The sequence below is a fragment of the Hydrophilobacter chitinilyticus genome (genome assembly GCF_049860745.1).
In the GTDB taxonomy this organism is placed as follows: domain Bacteria; phylum Pseudomonadota; class Gammaproteobacteria; order Burkholderiales; family Burkholderiaceae_C; genus Rhodoferax_B.
In genome coordinates this window covers 2,214,099-2,230,146 of sequence record NZ_CP187561.1, presented here as the reverse complement: position 1 = coordinate 2,230,146, position 16,048 = coordinate 2,214,099, and the positions used below count along the sequence as shown (strand labels likewise).

General features: G+C 62.3%; 14 protein-coding genes. 3 read left to right on the top strand and 11 right to left on the bottom strand.

The window, feature by feature from the left end:
- Positions 1-274 precede the first annotated feature (274 nt).
- On the top strand, positions 275-2,206 hold the full coding sequence (ggt, locus tag ACPWMG_RS10015) for a gamma-glutamyltransferase (RefSeq protein WP_483305222.1): 1,932 nt from the start codon (positions 275-277) through the stop codon (positions 2,204-2,206).
- 219 nt (positions 2,207-2,425) lie between these two features.
- Positions 2,426-2,650 (top strand): CsbD family protein, encoded by a 225-nt coding sequence (locus ACPWMG_RS10010; RefSeq protein ID WP_483304492.1) that lies wholly within the window; start codon positions 2,426-2,428, stop codon positions 2,648-2,650.
- Positions 2,651-2,672: 22 nt separating this feature from the next.
- On the opposite strand, the gene ACPWMG_RS10005 is transcribed toward ACPWMG_RS10010, so the two are convergent.
- From ACPWMG_RS10005 to ACPWMG_RS09980, 6 genes are all read right to left on the bottom strand, one after another.
- Entirely contained in the window at positions 2,673-3,335 is a 663-nt protein-coding gene (locus ACPWMG_RS10005) for a nucleoside/nucleotide kinase family protein (protein ID WP_483304491.1), read from the bottom strand.
- Between the two features lie 9 nt (positions 3,336-3,344).
- The gene (locus tag ACPWMG_RS10000) at positions 3,345-4,604 is read right to left on the bottom strand and encodes a 3'-5' exonuclease (RefSeq protein WP_483304490.1); all 1,260 of its coding nucleotides are present in this window, start codon (positions 4,602-4,604) and stop codon (positions 3,345-3,347) included.
- Positions 4,605-4,729: 125 nt separating this feature from the next.
- On the bottom strand, positions 4,730-5,731 hold the full coding sequence (locus tag ACPWMG_RS09995; protein WP_483304489.1) for an aldo/keto reductase: 1,002 nt from the start codon (positions 5,729-5,731) through the stop codon (positions 4,730-4,732).
- A gap of 29 nt (positions 5,732-5,760) precedes the next feature.
- Positions 5,761-8,871, bottom strand: a complete 3,111-nt coding sequence (locus tag ACPWMG_RS09990) for an efflux RND transporter permease subunit (RefSeq protein WP_483304488.1) — start codon at positions 8,869-8,871, stop codon at positions 5,761-5,763.
- A complete protein-coding gene (locus ACPWMG_RS09985; RefSeq protein WP_483304487.1) occupies positions 8,868-10,115 on the bottom strand; it encodes an efflux RND transporter periplasmic adaptor subunit in 1,248 nt (415 codons plus the stop codon). Before ACPWMG_RS09985 ends, ACPWMG_RS09990 begins: the two co-directional genes overlap by 4 nt.
- A gap of 2 nt (positions 10,116-10,117) precedes the next feature.
- Positions 10,118-10,603: a MarR family winged helix-turn-helix transcriptional regulator gene (locus ACPWMG_RS09980; RefSeq protein WP_483304486.1), complete on the bottom strand. Its 486-nt coding sequence runs from the start codon at positions 10,601-10,603 to the stop codon at positions 10,118-10,120.
- A 495-nt stretch (positions 10,604-11,098) separates the two neighbouring features.
- Between ACPWMG_RS09980 and ACPWMG_RS09975 the strand changes: the two genes are divergently transcribed.
- Positions 11,099-11,731 carry a DUF4136 domain-containing protein gene (locus tag ACPWMG_RS09975; protein ID WP_483304485.1) on the top strand — a complete coding sequence of 211 codons (633 nt, stop codon included), beginning with the start codon at positions 11,099-11,101 and terminating at the stop codon, positions 11,729-11,731.
- Between the two features lie 79 nt (positions 11,732-11,810).
- Here ACPWMG_RS09975 and ACPWMG_RS09970 read toward each other — a convergent pair whose 3' ends face one another.
- The 5 genes from ACPWMG_RS09970 to ligK all read right to left on the bottom strand — a co-directional run bounded on the left by ACPWMG_RS09970 (position 11,811) and on the right by ligK (position 16,020).
- On the bottom strand, positions 11,811-12,767 hold the full coding sequence (locus tag ACPWMG_RS09970) for a Gfo/Idh/MocA family oxidoreductase (protein ID WP_483304484.1): 957 nt from the start codon (positions 12,765-12,767) through the stop codon (positions 11,811-11,813).
- Between the two features lie 157 nt (positions 12,768-12,924).
- A complete protein-coding gene (locus ACPWMG_RS09965) occupies positions 12,925-13,791 on the bottom strand; it encodes a class III extradiol dioxygenase subunit beta (RefSeq protein ID WP_483304483.1) in 867 nt (288 codons plus the stop codon).
- Positions 13,792-13,802: 11 nt separating this feature from the next.
- On the bottom strand, positions 13,803-14,237 hold the full coding sequence (ligA, locus tag ACPWMG_RS09960) for a protocatechuate 4,5-dioxygenase subunit alpha (protein WP_483304482.1): 435 nt from the start codon (positions 14,235-14,237) through the stop codon (positions 13,803-13,805).
- A gap of 2 nt (positions 14,238-14,239) precedes the next feature.
- Positions 14,240-15,163 (bottom strand): amidohydrolase family protein, encoded by a 924-nt coding sequence (locus ACPWMG_RS09955; protein WP_483304481.1) that lies wholly within the window; start codon positions 15,161-15,163, stop codon positions 14,240-14,242.
- A gap of 161 nt (positions 15,164-15,324) precedes the next feature.
- Positions 15,325-16,020, bottom strand: coding sequence for a 4-carboxy-4-hydroxy-2-oxoadipate aldolase/oxaloacetate decarboxylase (gene ligK / locus ACPWMG_RS09950; protein WP_483304480.1), 696 nt, complete (start codon positions 16,018-16,020; stop codon positions 15,325-15,327).
- Positions 16,021-16,048 lie beyond the last annotated feature (28 nt).

The following is a 16,048-nucleotide window of genomic DNA, read 5'->3' as shown; positions in this document are numbered from 1 at the left end:
TCCAGACACATACGGCACGGTTATTGCAAAACATAGTTTGGTTGCACGTGAACCGCACCCCCAGTGTGCACCCAGGTTCACCAGCCCGCCGCCTTTCTCCCCCCACCGTTTTCCCGCATTGCGCCTTCGGCGCAGCTGCCTCTATGCTGAAAACGCCGTGGGAGACAACGGCGTTTCAACAATAAAACAGAAGGGAATTTCGATGCACGCATCACTTGATGTCCGGTCACTGGACACCACCCGGCGGCTTTCCTGGCGCTTCGCCGCGCCTTGCATGGTTTCGCTCATTGCTCTCACCGCTTGTGGCGGTGGCGGCGGCGACAGCGCCCTTGGCCTCACCCCTACCGTTGTCGATGCCTGCCAGGCCATCACAGGCACTGGTAGCGTGGTGGTGGGCTCTGGCCTGGCCGGCGACCCCGCAGCGCCAGAACCAGCCTCCGGCTACAAGACCGGCAAGACAGCCGTCTACGCCAAACACTACATGGTGACCACGGCCAACCCGTTGGCCTCACGCGCCGGTTGCAACGTCCTCAAGGCGGGCGGTTCTGCAGTCGATGCGGCGGTTGCCGTGCAGATGGTGTTGGGCTTGGTGGAGCCGCAATCGTCCGGCCTGGGCGGCGGTGCGTTCATGCTGCACTACGACGCTGCCACCAAGAAGGTAGTGGCCTACGATGGCCGCGAAACCGCACCCGCTGCCGCCACCGAAAACTACCTGCGTTGGGTGAGCGACAGCAACCGCACGCTACCCCAACCTGGCGGTGCACGTGCCAGCGGCCGCTCGATCGGCACGCCCGGCGCCGTGCGCATGCTTGAACTGGCGCAGAAGGATTACGGCAAACTAGCCTGGAAAGACCTGTTCACGCCTGCCATTGAACTTTCGACCAATGGCTTCCAGATCAGCGGCCGCCTGGCCAGCGCCATTTCGGGCGCCGTCGAAGGGCTGTCACGCGATTCAGAAGCGGTAGCCTACTTCTTCAATGCCGATGGCACCCCCAAGGCGCTGGGCACGACCCTGAAGAATCCCGCCTACGCCTCCACGCTGACCACCATCGCCAACGGTGGTGCCAACGCCTTCTACACCGGCGCGGTGGCCCAAGGCATCGTGAACAAGATCAAGGCCACCAGCGGCGGCACGCCAGCCGTGGCCATCACCCCTGGCTTAACGGAGATGAGCGACCTCGCCAAATACGAGGCCAAACGCCGCGAGCCGGTGTGCACCACCTACCGCGACTACTGGGTCTGCGGCATGTCGCCTCCGTCTTCTGGCGGCATCACCGTGGCATCCACACTGGGTATTCTGGAAAACTTCGACATGGCCGCACTCAAGCCCAAGGTGGTCGACATTGAAGGCGGCTTCCCCACCGTGATGGGTGTGCACTTGGTGGCCGAAGCCGGTCGCCTGGCCTACGCCGACCGCGACAAGTACATTGCCGACACCGACTTCGTGCCCCTGCCCGGCGGCACCTGGGACACGATGTTGAACAAGCCGTACATGAAGCAACGCGCCAGCCTCATCAGCACCACCAAGAGCATGGGCACCGCCAAGGCTGGTGTACTGGGTACAAACGCTTTCGGGGTGAGCCTGGTCAACGAAGCCGGCACCACGCACTTCACCATCGTCGACTCTGCCGGCAACGTGGTCGTGATGACCACCACGGTGGAAGCCGGCATGGGCTCGTTCCACTTCACGCAAGGCTTCTTGCTGAACAACCAACTGACCGACTTCTCGGCCACGCCAACGGAAACCGGCACTGGCTTGCCCATTGCCAACGCGGTGGCCGCAGGCAAGCGCCCACGCAGCTCAATGGCACCCACCCTGGTGTTCAAGAAAGCGTCCGACGGCTCGAAGGGTGACTTCGTCATGGGCACCGGCTCGCCTGGCGGCGCCACCATCATCCAGTACGTGAGCAAGACCATCGTGGGCGCACTCGACTGGGGCCTGGACGCACAGCAAGCCACATCGTTGGTCGACTTCGGTGCCAGCAACAGCACGACCACCAACGTGGGCGGCGAGCACCCCAACGTCAGCGCCACGGGCGAGTTGGTGACGGGTCTGAAAGCACTGGGGCACACGGTGTCGACCTCTGCACAATCCAGCGGCATTGCTACCATCATCAAGGTGCAACGCAATGGCGTGAACGTGCTGCAAGGCGGTGCCGACCCACGCCGTGAAGGCGTGGTGTTGGGCGACACCTACACCCCTTGATAGGTTGATGCGATGGGTCGATCTTTGGATCGACCCAGCCGCGCGAAAGGCCGCGCGCCGGAGAACACCTCTGGCGCGCGGCCTTTCGCATTCGTACGTATTTGACGCGGCACGTCAGCAGACGACTACGCCGCTTACGGCAACGTCCTACCTCACACAGTCTTCTAGCCGCCTAAAGTGTTGCCATGCGGGCACTGTCGCCAGCACAAGGAGCACAACATGAACCAAGACCAAGTCGCAGGCAACTGGCTGCAGTTCAAGGGAAAAATCAAAGAACAATGGGGCAAGCTGACGGACGACGACCTCGACATTTGCGCTGGCCGGCGTGACCAGTTGCTGGGACTGATTCAGCAGCGCCATGGGCTTCGCAAGGAGGAAGCCGAGCAACAAGTGACGGACTGGCACAAGCGCAATCCGACGTTCTTTTTTGAGAAGTCTCAGTAACCTTCGATGACGACACGAGCCTTCAAGGGTTGACCCAGTCGGCGTAAGCTCGGCTGGCCTCGACGATGTCGGCATTCAAGCGGTCGTTGCGTGCAATGCGCGCTTCGGCCGCTTCTGCCGTGATGCGCCAGGCTTGCTGATGCCGTGTAGCGAGCCGCGCCATGGCCACCGCCATCGGCACATCCAGATACCAACACGCATCTAGCAAAGGCTGCACCGCCCACCCATCGTTGCGATGCAACAGATACAGGCCTTCGACCAATACCAAGCGGGTGGACGGCAAGACGGCCAAAGCGTCGGCTACCGGGTCTCCCACACCATGCTCAAACGCTGGCCAGTAGACCGTCCGCTGCGCAAACCCGGCACGCAGTAACGGGAGCCGCGCCTGCAAGGCCAACGGATCAAACGTCCACGGTGCACCGCGACGTGCCAAGGCCGCAGCGGGGTCTGGCTGGCGTGCCAGTTCTGCGCGCGTCAAATGGAAACCATCCATACCCAACATCTGCGCGGTGCCTACGCCCATCTGCACATTCACCGCATCTACCCACGCCTGCGCCATGGTGCTTTTGCCTGAGCCCGGCAGCCCCGCCAAACCCACAATGACACGATCTGAGCGCGTGGACAAAAGGGCCAGCAAACGCCGCACGGCCGGGTCGTGGGCGCTGGCGACGATGGGCGCTTGCACGGTGCAGCCTTACAACATGCGCGTGGTTACCACGCCTGGCCGGTTGGCGTAGCGCACGCGCGCGTCCAAAGTTTCCACCGTGACTTGCGCGCTACGGCGGTAGACGCTGGTTTTGAGCCATGCACATTCGGCTTCCAAGTCGGTGGCACTGCTCAGGCGCGTGTGCCATACCTTGGCGGCTGCGTCCCAGCGGTAACCGCGTTGGCGCAAAGCGTCTTTGGCGTCGAAAGGTGCTCCGGTGGCGAGCAAGCGGTAACGCAACTCACCAGCGGCTTTCAGCAACAGAGTCAGGCCGTTCACGGGCACCGCCGAATCAGCGGGCTGCGCTTCTTCCGGCAGCGCCGCCTGCAGCACGGCCAGCAAGGCATGGCAGTCCATCTCAGCACGGTGGGCGTCGTAAAACCGGCCGTTAGCCAAGGCCAGCGATTCAAGTTTGGAGGAACCGTGGCCGAGCTTCTTCCAGTCGATATCGGCAAACGAACAGGCCCAATCTTTGTCGGCAAAGGCGGGCAAGCGGGCTTCCATAAACGGGCGGTCGAAACCGGCGTTGTGCGCGATCACCAAGTCCACGCCCGTCAGCATTTCGGCAATCAACGCCTCGTCAAGCTTCTGGCCTGCGACCATGCTCTCGTCAATGCCGGTGATCTTTTGCACCTCGGGCGGAATCGGCTGGCCCGGGTCTTCCAGCCCGTCGTACACCTGCACGGGGCCTACGGGTTGGCCGGTGCGGCGATCCACGTCGACACGCAGCAGAGCGAGTTCAATGATGCGGCAACTGCTGTGCTCCAGGCCCGTGGTTTCGGTGTCGAGCACCAGCACGCGCACCACGTCATCCGGCGTTTCACCGGGCCATTGCAGCGTGGGCACCAAGCGGCGCAGCACGCGGTAGTCCGGGTGCGCTTCAAGCTGGCGGGCCAGCGTTTCCATCGAAGCCGGCTCGGCCGTGGCGGGCGCGGGTACATCGGCCTGTACCTCGGCCTGTGGCTCGGCTGGTGGCAACGGCTCGCACGCGGTTTCGGCAACGCCTGCTGGAGCGGCAGCGTCCGCCGGTTCAGGCAGAGCTGCAGGTGCGGATTCAAGCACAGCCTCAGGCAAAGCAATCGGGGCTGGCGCTGGCGAAGGCACTACAGGCGCTACCGGCGGTGGCACATAGACCGGCGCTGGTGCAGGCGCATCAAAAAACAGGCCCATTTGCCAAGAGGCGGCATCGGCGGCGGCATCCTGTGCCTTGGCGGCGCGGCCGCGGGCTGGTTTGGGTTTTGACGTCATCTCGGGGGCTTTGTAACAAAATGGCCACAGTGCTTTTCAACACTGCGGCAATAGCTACGATTTTAGTAGTGAAACAACGTCAAAGCCGACGAGCCCTTTGCAAGGGCGCTCGTCAGGCCAGCCACTCAAAAATTCTCGGTATCGACTTCGCCCGTACCTTGTGGTGCGTAGCGCGGTCCGACGATGGCCTTGGGGTTGAAGATTTCTTCCAACTCGGCCATGTGCTCGGGCGCGAGTTGCACACGCGCTGCGCCCAGATCGTCTTGCAAGTGCGGCACGCTGGTGGTGCCGGGGATGGGGATGATGTGCGGCGCCTTGTGCAGCAGCCAAGCCAGCGCCAACTGCGCTGGTGTGCAGCCGACCTTTTGCGCCAAGGCCTTGTACGGGGCCAGCAACTTCAGGTTGGCGGCATAGTTGTCGGGCGCGAAGCGTGGCATCGGGCGGCGGATGTCTTTGGCGTCCAGCGTCTCCACGTCGGTCAGCGTGCCGGTGAGGTAGGCGCGTGCCAGCGGGCTGAAGGCGACGAAGGTGGCGCCGAGCTCGCGGCAGGCTTCCAGCACGGCGATCTCGGGGTTGCGCGTCCACAGCGAATACTCGGTTTGCACGGCCGCAATAGGGTGCACGGCGTGCGCCTTACGCAGCGTGGTGGCCGACACTTCGCTCAGGCCGATGGCCTGCACATAGCCCTTGCGCACCAGGTCGCTCATGGCGCCCACGCTGTCTTCGATCGGCACTTGTTTATCCCAGCGGTGCAGGTAGTACAGGTCGATGACGTCGGTGCCCAGTCGGCGCAGGCTGTCTTCGCAGTTTTTACGCACGGTGTCGGGACGGCCGTCGATGACGCGCCGCACGACGCCGTCTTCACCCTTCACACCCGCCATGCCGCCTTTGCTGCACAGCGTGAACTTGCGACGGTGCGGCTTCATCACCTTGCCCACCAGTTCTTCGTTGGCACCAAAGCCGTAAAGCGCCGCCGTGTCGAACATGGTGACACCGGCGTCCAAAGCCGTCAGCAACACACGTTCGCCTTGCTCTGCCGACACCGGCGCGCCGTAGGCGTGGCTCAGGTTCATGCAGCCAAGCCCGATGGCTGAAACTTGGAAGGGGCCGAGTGCTCTGTTGTTCATAAGTCAGTATTCAAATTAATCAATGCAATTCAATGTGGCTGCGCCGCGTGCGCCTTTACTTCCGACGCCACCTCGGGCGTGGTCACGGGGCCGGTGCCGCTGAAGCGTTCCAGCGCCAGGTAGATCACCGGCGTGATGAACAAGGTGATGGCCTGCGAGAACACCAACCCGCCCACCACCGCCAAGCCCAGGGGCTGGCGTAATTCGGCACCAGCGCCGAGGCCCAAGGCGATGGGCAGTGCCCCCATCAACGCGGCCATGGTGGTCATCATGATAGGCCGAAAACGCAGCAAACACGCCTTGCGGATCGCCTCGGCCGGCGACAGACCTTCATGACGCTGCGCCTCCAGCGCAAAGTCAATCATCATGATGGCGTTCTTCTTCACGATACCGATGAGCAGCACCACGCCGATGGTGGCAATCAGCGTCAAATCCTGGCCAAACATCATCAGCGTAGCCAAGGCGCCAACCGCCGCCGACGGCAAGCCGGCCAAGATGGTGATGGGGTGGATGTAGCTTTCATACAGCACGCCCAGCAGCACGTAGATGACCAACAGTGCCGCGATCACCAGCACCATCTGGCTGCCCTGCGAGCTTTGGAACACCGCTGCATCGCCGCCGTAGCTGGTGATGATGGACGATGGCAAATCAATCGCCTTGCTGGCCGCATCGATCTTGGCCGTGGCGTCGCCCAGCGCCGCACCCGGCGCGAGGTTGAACGACACCGTCACCGCCTGCAACTGGCCCACGTGGTTGATGGCCGTGGCGCCCACGGTGCGCGTCACGGTGGTGAAGGCTGACATCGGCACCAGGGCGCCGGTGTTGGCGCGCACGTAGATGCCGTTCAGCGCGCGCTCATCTTGCTTGGCTTCGGGCGCCACCTCCATGATGACTTCGTAGCTGTCGGTCGGCAGGTAGATGGTCGACACCTGGCGCTCGCCAAACGCGCTGAACAAGGCCGTGCGAATGGAGTCGATGGACACACCCAAGGTGTTGGCCGCGTCACGGTCGATCTTCAACTGCGCGATCAGGCCGCGCATTTGCGCATCGCTGGTCACGTCGCGGAACGACGGGTCGTTGCGCAACTGCGCCTGCAGCTTGTTGGCCCACTCATTGAGTTCATCAGCCTTCACGCTTTGCAAGATGTACTGGTACTGCGCCTTGCTTTGGCGCCCGCCAAGTTGCAGGTTTTGCACCGGCCGCATGAAGACGTTGATGCCCGCCAGGCCACGCAGCTTCTTGCGCAGGCCCTCCACCACTTCTTTCATCTTGGGGCGTTCGTTTTGCGGCTTGAGCGTGATGAACATGCGCCCGGTGTTTTGCGAACCGTTGCCGCCGTTGAACGAGCTCACGGCCGCCACATTCGGGTCGGCACGCACGATGGCGGCAGCGGCCTCTTGCAGCTTCACCATGGCGGGGAACGAGATATCTTCCGAGGCTTCGGTGGTCACCTGGATCTGGCCAATGTCTTCTTCCGGGAAGAAGCCCTTGGGGATGATCATCGCCAACCAAATGGTCAACGCAAAGGTGATAGCGGCCACGCCCATCACTGCCACGCGATGGCGCAACGCGAGGTCAAGCGCGCGCGTGTAGCCGGCCAGCACAGCGTTGAAGCCGACCTCGAACGAATGCACGATGCGGCCTGGTGGCTTCTTGTGGGTTTCGTCGCTCAGGAAGCGGCTGGCCAACATCGGCACCAGGGTCAGCGACACAAACGCCGACACCACAATCGACAAGCCCACCACCACGGCAAACTCGTGGAACAACAGGCCGATCACGCCGGGCATGAAGAAGATGGGGATGAACACCGCGATCAGCGAGGTGGACATGGAGATGATGGTGAAGCCCACCGCACGCGAGCCCTTCAGCGCCGCCTGGAACGGGTCTTCGCCCTCTTCCACCAGGCGGATGATTTCTTCCAGCACCACAATCGCATCGTCCACCACCAGGCCCACGGCCAGCGTCAGGCCCAGCAGAGAGATGTTGTCCAGGCTGTACGACAAGCCCCACAACAAAGCCACCGCGCCCACCAGCGACACCGGCAGCGACAGCGCCGGAATCACCGTGGCCACAAAGCGGCGCAAGAACAAGAAGATCACCAGCACCACCAGCACGATGGTGCCTAAGAGGGTGAGCGACACATCGTGCAGCGCCTCGCGCACCGACTTCGAGCGGTCGTTCACCGGCGTCATCTGCACCGACTGCGGCATCTGCGCCTGCAGGTTGGGCAGCGCGGCGAGCAGCGCATCGACCACCTTCACGGTGTTGGCGCCGGGCTGGCGTTGCACCGCCAGGGTGATGGAGTTTTCGCCGTTCAGCGTGGCCCAGCTCTTGACGGTTTCCAGGCTGTCTTCCACCTTGGCCACGTCGCGCAGGCGCACAGTGTTGCCGCCCTTGTTACTGACGATCAGCTCGGCAAAGTCTGCCGCGTTGCGCAATTGCCGGTTGGCTTGCAGCACCAGCGTCTGGGCTGGGCCTTCAAACGTGCCCACGGGCGTGTTGACGTTGGCCGTGCGCAAAACCGTGCTCAGCTCGTCCAGGCCGATGTTGCGCACCGCCAGGGCTTGGGGGTTGATGCGCACACGCACGGCGTAGCGCTTGGAGCCGAAGATGTTGACCTGCGCCACACCGTCGATGGTGGAGAACGTGGGCGAGATCAAGTGCTCGGCAAAGTCCTGCAGGTCGGCCGGGGTGAGCGATGGCGAGGTTAGCGCCACCAGCAGAATCGGGGCGTCCGCCGGGTTGACCTTGCGGTACGACGGCGGGTTGGTCATGTCGGTGGGCAACGAGCGTTGTGCGCGCAGCAAGGCCGCTTGCACGTCCACCGCCGCCGCATCGATGTTGCGGTTCTGGTCGAACTCCAGCGTCAGCGAAGTCGAGCCCAGCGTGCTGGTGGAACTGATGGTTTTGAGCCCCGGCACGGTCTGGAATTGTTTTTCCAGAATCAGCGCCACCGAGCTGGCCATTGTCTCGGGGCTGGCCCCCGGCAGCGAGGCCGACACGTTGATCACCGGCGTGTCGTAGCTCGGCAAAGCGGCTACCGGAATGCTGCGGTAACCAATCACCCCGGCCAACACAATGGCCAGGTTGAGCAGCACCGTCATCACCGGACGGCGGATGAAGATCTCGGAGAAGTTCATGGTGCGGCGGGTTTGGTGGTGTCGGTGCCGGTTGCAGGAGCAGCGGCGGGGGCAGCGGGAGATTTCTTCGCGTCTTTGTCTTTATCTGCTGCAGCGGCGCGCTCTACCAAACGCGAGCCGGGGCGTACGTTTTGTTTGCCGTCGACCACTACCACGTCGCCCGCGTTGATGCCGGTCACGGCAGCGTCCAGCCCTTGTGAATATTCCACCTTGATGGGTTTGGACACGGCCACACCATCGACCATGGTGTAGAGCACCGTGCCGCGTGCGCCCTGGATGAGCGCCGCTTCGGGCACGATCACCGCGTCTTTTAACAGGCGGATGGTTTGCGACACCTCGACAAATGCGCCGGGCCAGAGTTTGTTGTCGTTGTTATCGAACACCGCCTTGGCTTTGACCGAGCCGGAGCTGGCGTCCACCAGGTTGTCGACAAACTGCAGCCGCCCTTGGAAGCTGCCGCCGCCATCGGCCAGCTTGGCCGTGACCGCCGAGCCGCCCCCCTTCAGAGCGCCCAGCGCGTCCGTCAAATTACGCTGCGGCAGGCTGAAGGCCACGCCGATGGGGCTGAGTTGGGTGATGGTGACCAGCGTGGTCACGTTGGCCTGCACCACGCTACCGGGGTAGACCACCACTTGGCCAGCTCGCCCCGAGTGGGGTGCGGAAACGCGGTCATAAGACAGCGCCACCTTGGCAGCGTCGATGGCCGCCTGGTCGGCGCTGATGGTCGCGGCCAGGGCATCGACCTGCGCCTGCGAGGTGTCTACCGCGCCTTGCGACACGAACTTCTGTGCAAACAGATCTTGGCTGCGCGCCAGTTGGCGGCGTGCGTCGGCCAGCGATGCGTTGTCTTTGGCGAGCTGGGCACGCGCCTTGGCCAGGTTGGCTTCATCGGTGCGCGAGTCGAGGATGAACATCGCCTCACCCGCTTTGACGAACTGCCCTTCCTTGATGAGCACCTGCGCCACCACGCTGGTGACCTGTGCCTTCACGTCCACGCTGGTCAACGGCGTGACGGTGCCGGTGGCGGTCAGCAGCACCGGCAGATCGCGCTGCTGGGCGCGCACCGTGGTGACCGTAACGGGGGCGCCGGTACCAGCGCCGCCAGGAGCAGACGCAGCGGGCTTGGCCCCTGCAGCAGCTTCAGGCGCGGCGCCTGCTGGCTTATCCGAGCAGCCGGTCAAGCCCAGCAGAGCGACGAGCGCCAAGCTGTAGAGGATATTCATACGTGTAGGGGCGGTCTTCATGGTTACGCGGCGTCGAGACGGAGTTCGGAAGGTCGTTCGGGTTTAAAGGCCTGGCCTAGAACGGCCAGTCCAGCTTGCAGAGTCTGCAGTTCCTGCGGGGAACAGGCAGACAAAATTTCTTCCAGATGACCTTGTGCGCCCATCTGGATTTCTTCGAGTTGCGCCAGGCCAGAGGGTGTGGCCTGCAGTTGTGACCGGCGCCGGTCGTGGGTTGAAGTTTGGGGGACGACTAGGTCAGCACGCACCAGCCGATCCACCATGGCGGAAGCGGTAGGCATGGTCACGCCCAAAAAGGCGGCGACTTCGCCCACGGCGCAACCGGGCTCACGCGCAATGAAGTTGAGGCAGCGAAACTGCGGCACCGACAGGTTGGCCCCGGCACTCAGGCGCATGGCGCTGCGAATGGTGTCCATGACGGCCGGCACCACGTCCATCACCATGGCGGCGTGTTCTTCTACTGGAATTGAAATTCCGGGCGAGGCGGGCACAAACGGCTCCAAAAAGGGGTTCAAAACTGGGGGGCGGCGCCAGCTTCAGCCTAACGTTGGGTGACTCCAACGCTCAAATCGTTGTGATTTTCCAATGGTTAGCCCAGCTAACTGAAATCATAGGGCCAGCCGGACCCTCGTTTAATTAACAGGGTGGTGTGCTTTGCAAGCCAACGGTAAAGTTATGCAAACATTTTGGGTGCAACCGACCAACATGGCAGACGGTTTGGGCGCGAGTAGCTATATTTTCAGTAGCACCCAAAATCAGCCCACCCAGGGTAAATACTGTGGTTTAAACGCCCGTTGGCCGTCCGCTTGAACTGCCCTGGTTGCCACCACACAATAGCGCTCGACAGGCCACCACGCCATCGGCAACACTCTACAAAGAACGCACCTGGGCAGCCCAAGCCCCATGCAGGCCCCCTACGATGAAACCCGTTTGACCAGACCGGCGCTCCAACTCCGGTGAGCGCCATACAACCGAAGGGACTTTCAATGCATTTCGCTTTCAGAACCCGAATCGCAGCGCCCGTCGCCATGGCTGCGGCCCTGTTGTTAACCGGTTGCGCCGTGGGCCCCACAGCCCGCGTGAGTTACGACCAGACGGTCGACTTCACCAAATTCAAAACCTTCACCTTCGCCAAGCCTTTGGGCACCGATAAAAACGGCTACCAAAGCATCGTGTCGCAAAACCTCATTGCAGCCACGCAGCGCGAACTCGAAGCCCGTGGCCTGCGCTTAGGTGGCAGCGAAGCGCAACTGTTGATCAACTTCAACGCCCGGCTCACACAAAAACTGCAGGTCGACACGGTGCCCGTCGGCTGGGGCATGCAAGGCGGCTACTACGGTTACCGCACTGGCATGTATGGCGGTTGGGCGATGTACAACGACCAGACCATCACCACCCCCTACACCGAGGGCACGCTGAACATCGACGTGGTGGATGCCGCCGCCAAGAAGATGGTGTGGGAAGGCGTAGTCACCGATACCGTGACCGAAAAAGAGCTGAACCAGATCGAGCCCGCCATCCACGCAGCAGTAGCCGCCGCTTTCGCCAAGTACCCCGTTCCGTTACCAGCACCTCCGAAGCCGGCCCCTGCGCCCGTCAGCAGCGGCAGCAGCTACTAGTCGCACCACCGCACGCCATGCAAAAAGGGGCTGACCGAATGATTCGGTCAGCCCCTTTGCGTTCAGCGCTGGAGTGGGATCAGCCTGCGTTGAGTTGCTGCTCCAGGTCGTGCAGCACTTGGTAGCAAGGCAACACGCTGGCCACACTCGAATTCGGTTCGCGGCCTTCACGGATGGCGGCGAAGAACTCGCGGTCTTGCAGCTCAATGCCGTTCATGCTCACGTCCACCTTGGACACGTCAATCTTCTCTTCCTTGCCGTTCACCAAATCGTCATAACGCGCGATGTAGGTCGCGGTGTCGCCGATGTAGCGGAAGAACGTGCCCAGCGGACCATCGTTGTTGAACGACAGCGACAGCGTGCAGATGGCACCGTTGGCGGCCTTGAGCTGGATGCTCATGTCCATCGCAATGCCCAGCGTGGGGTGGATCGGGCCTTGCACCGCATTCGCCTTGACGATGGGGCTGCCAGCTTGGTAAGCAAACAGATCGACCGTGTGCGCTGCGTGGTGCCACAGCAAGTGGTCGGTCCAGCTACGGGCCTGGCCCAGCGCGTTCATGTTGGTGCGGCGGAAGAAGTAGGTCTGCACATCCATTTGCTGGATGTTGAATTCGCCGGCCTTGATCTTGTTGTGCACATATTGGTGGCTGGGGTTGAAGCGGCGGGTGTGGCCCACCATGGCCACCAAGCCGGAAGTCTTGGCTTGTGCAGCAACCGATTGGCCGTCTTTCAGCACGTCGCAAAGTGGAATCTCCACTTGCACGTGTTTGCCAGCCTTCAGGCAAGCCATGGTTTGCTCGGCGTGCATTTGCGTGGGCGTGCACAGGATCACGGCGTCCACTTCCTTCAAAGCCAACGAATCGGCCAGGTCGGTGGTGACGTGGCCAATGCCGTACTTGGCCGCCACTTCCTTGGTCTTTTCCAGATCACGGCTGATCAGCGACACGACTTCCACGCCGTCGATGTTCTTGATGCCGTCCAAGTGCTTGATGCCGAACGCGCCGGCACCGGCCAGGGCTACTTTGATTGGTTTCATATTTTTAACTCCAAGTTGGTATACGCCACCTACGGCGTATCAAACAAATGCGTTCATACGAGAACGCGGCGGAACTGGCTTTGCCAGGCCGCCTGCGTTGCCCCCTTGCAGGGGGTTGGCGAAAGCGACACGCAGTGCGCGAAGCCTGGGGGTGAGCCTATGACTCCTCTAGGATGAGATGGCCAACGGCCGTGTTGCTCGCAGGCACATGGTAGAAGCGGTGTTTGACCTTGGGTGCGGGGCCGCCAGCGAGGTCGCCCATCGCGCCGCGCGCGATCAGCCACATCACCAGTTCGATGCCTTCGCTACCGGCTTCACGCACGTAGTCGATGTGCGGAATCTTGGCTGCGCCTTCGGGGTTGGCAATCATCTCGTCCATGAAAGCGTTGTCCCACTCGCGGTTGATCAGACCCGCACGCGGGCCTTGCAACTGGTGGCTCATGCCGCCCGTGCCCCAGATGTGCACGTTCAAATCTTCGTCAAAGCTTTCCACGGCCTTGCGGATGGCTTTGCCCAGGTTCAGGCAGCGCTGACCAGACGGCACGGGGTACTGCACCACGTTCACGGCGAACGGGATCACCGGGCAAGGCCACTTGAAATCGCTCTGGGGCGGCTGGCCGCACATCAGCGACAGCGGCACGGTCAGGCCGTGGTCCACGTCCATCTTGTTGACGATGGTCAGGTCAAAGTCTTGCTGAATGACCGACTGCGCAATGTGCGAAGCCAGTTCCGCATGACCCTGCACCACGGGCACGGGGCGCGGGCCCCAACCTTCGTCGGCGGGTTGGTACGAATCAGCGGTGCCGATGGCAAACGTTGGGATCATGTCCAGGCTGAAGGCCGTGGCGTGGTCGTTGAAGACCAGGAAGATCACGTCGGGCTTGTTGTCCTTCATCCATTGCTTGCCGTACTCGTAACCTTGGAAGACCGGCTTCCAATAGTCTTCCTGGGTCTTGCCCAGGTCGAGCGCGGCGCCGATGGCGGGCACGTGCGAGGTGAAAACGCTGGCGGTAATTTTGGCCATTTTCTTATTCCTTATTTCTTGCCGGCACTGCCCTGGGGCTGACGGTCGGCTTGCGCGTCACCGTGCTCACCAATGACGCGATTGCCCTCTGCCGAGCGGCCGCCGTGGATCATCATGTTGCGGTATTCCTCTTCCGTCATGCCGGTCATGGAGCCGGCCATTTGCTGGAAGCTGCGGCCATCGGTGGCGCCAATTTTGGCGAGGAAGTAGATGTTGCCGCCAGCCGCGATGCAGCGGTTCAGGTCGCGGGCCAGCACGGCCTGCTTCTGCTCTTCGGTCATGGCCCACTCGTCCAGGTAGGCACGTTCATCAGCCTTGAAGCGCGCGCGGTTCTCGGCCTTCATGAGCGACATGCAAAACTGGTTCAGGTGGTAACCCTTGCGGCTTTGCTCGGCGTCGAAGATGGTCGTGCCGGGCACGTCCAGGTAGTTTTTGTTGAGCGACATTTTTACTTTTCCTCAGGCCAGTACAGACGCATGGGATTGTCCACCAAGAGCTTTTGCTGCAGCTCAGGCGTGGTGGCAATGTGCGGAATAAAGTCGACCAGCAAGCCGTCATCGGGCATATGGTCCTTGAGGTTGGGGTGTGGCCAATCGGTGCCCCACAACACGCGATCGGGGAACTGCTCGACGATGCGGCGCGCGAACGGGATCACGTCCTGGTAGGCGTTTTGTTCACCGTTCAGGGCCTTGGGGCCGGTCACGCTCAGGCGCTCGGGGCAGCTCACCTTGGACCACACGTTCTTGTGTTCACGCATGAACTTCTCGAACAGCGCGAACTCGGGGCCGTCCACAGGTTTGCTCACATCGGGGCGGCCCATGTGGTCGACCACCACGGTGGTGGGCAGTGCGGTGAAGAAGTCCCACAGCTCGGGCAGATCCACCGCTTCAAAGTAGATCACCACGTGCCAGCCCAGCGGGGCAATGCGCGAGGCGATTTCCAGCAGTTCGTCCTTTGGCGTGAAGTCCACCAGGCGCTTGACGAAGTTGAAGCGCACGCCGCGCACACCGGCTTCGTGCATGGCTTGCAACTCGGCGTCGCTCACGCTGCGCTTGACGGTGGCCACGCCACGCGCCTTGCCGCCGGAATGCACCAGCGCATCGACCATGGCGCGGTTGTCGGCACCGTGGCAGGTGGCTTGCACCACCACGTTGCGGGCGAAGCCCAGGTGGTCGCGCAGCGCGTAGAGCTGCTGCTTCGACGCATCACACGGGGTGTATTTGCGCTCTGGCGCGTAGGGGAATTCGGCACCAGGGCCGAAGACGTGGCAATGCGCGTCCACCGCGCCTGCGGGCAGTTTGAATTTCGGTTTGGCCGGGCCGTTGTACCAGTCGAGCCAACCGGGGGTCTTGGTGAATGCGGGCGTATCCATGGGATGTGTTCCTGTCTCTTTGCTATGCATGCAGCGCATTTAAGTTGAACGTGCTGCAGCTTAAATGTGCCCGGGGCTGGGCTGGCAGAAAGTTTGATGATGGTTGATGCAGGGCAAAGGCTGCCCTGCTTTTTTCAACGCATGAAGGCTTGGTCGACCGATTAGTCGATGTACTTCAGGCCGGCTTTTTCCAGCGGGCCGCGCATGTTGTACATGTCCAGGCCGAGCACGCCGCCAGCCAACTTGGCGCGCTTGTCGGTTTCCAGGTTTTCGCGTGCTTCAGCAGCGTCGGCCACTTGCTGGGCCAGCGCGGCCGGCACCACCACCACGCCGTCAATGTCGGCAATGATCACGTCGCCAGGGTTCACCTGGGCGCCAGCGCACACCACGGGAATGTTCACCGAGCCGAGCGTGGCCTTGATAGTGCCCTTGGCGTTGATGGCGCGGCTGAACACCGGGAAGTCCATGGCGGTCAGGTCTTTCACGTCGCGCACACCGCCGTCGATGACCAGGCCCTTGGCGCCGCGCGCCTGGAACGAGGTGGCCAACAGGTCGCCGAAGAAGCCGTCTTCGTTGTCGGTGGTGCAAGCGGCCACGACCACGTCGCCAGGCTGCAGTTGCTCGGCCACCACGTGCATCATCCAGTTGTCGCCGGGTTGCAGCAACACGGTGACGGCCGTGCCGCAGATCGCCGCTTCGGTGTAGATGGGGCGCATGTAAGGTTTCATCAGGCCCACGCGGCCCATGGCCTCGTGGATGGTGGCCACGCCGAAGCGTGACAGTTTTTCGACGGCAGCCTTGTCGGCACGCACGATGTTGCGCTTGACGATGCCGAGGTTGTTCATGGGAGTGCTCATGTTCGGTCTCCTAAATGGGGTGATGAAT

Coding starts and splice junctions, on each gene's coding strand:
- ggt (WP_483305222.1), top strand. CDS start 275: ATGGTTTCGCTCATTGCTCTCACCGCTTGTGGCGGTGGCGGCGGCGAC.
- ACPWMG_RS10010 (WP_483304492.1), top strand. CDS start 2,426: ATGAACCAAGACCAAGTCGCAGGCAACTGGCTGCAGTTCAAGGGAAAA.
- ACPWMG_RS10000 (WP_483304490.1), bottom strand. CDS start 4,604: ATGACGTCAAAACCCAAACCAGCCCGCGGCCGCGCCGCCAAGGCACAG.
- ACPWMG_RS09995 (WP_483304489.1), bottom strand. CDS start 5,731: ATGAACAACAGAGCACTCGGCCCCTTCCAAGTTTCAGCCATCGGGCTT.
- ACPWMG_RS09990 (WP_483304488.1), bottom strand. CDS start 8,871: ATGAACTTCTCCGAGATCTTCATCCGCCGTCCGGTGATGACGGTGCTG.
- ACPWMG_RS09985 (WP_483304487.1), bottom strand. CDS start 10,115: ATGAAGACCGCCCCTACACGTATGAATATCCTCTACAGCTTGGCGCTC.
- ACPWMG_RS09975 (WP_483304485.1), top strand. CDS start 11,099: ATGCATTTCGCTTTCAGAACCCGAATCGCAGCGCCCGTCGCCATGGCT.
- ACPWMG_RS09970 (WP_483304484.1), bottom strand. CDS start 12,767: ATGAAACCAATCAAAGTAGCCCTGGCCGGTGCCGGCGCGTTCGGCATC.
- ACPWMG_RS09965 (WP_483304483.1), bottom strand. CDS start 13,791: ATGGCCAAAATTACCGCCAGCGTTTTCACCTCGCACGTGCCCGCCATC.
- ligA (WP_483304482.1), bottom strand. CDS start 14,237: ATGTCGCTCAACAAAAACTACCTGGACGTGCCCGGCACGACCATCTTC.
- ACPWMG_RS09955 (WP_483304481.1), bottom strand. CDS start 15,163: ATGGATACGCCCGCATTCACCAAGACCCCCGGTTGGCTCGACTGGTAC.
- ligK (WP_483304480.1), bottom strand. CDS start 16,020: ATGAGCACTCCCATGAACAACCTCGGCATCGTCAAGCGCAACATCGTG.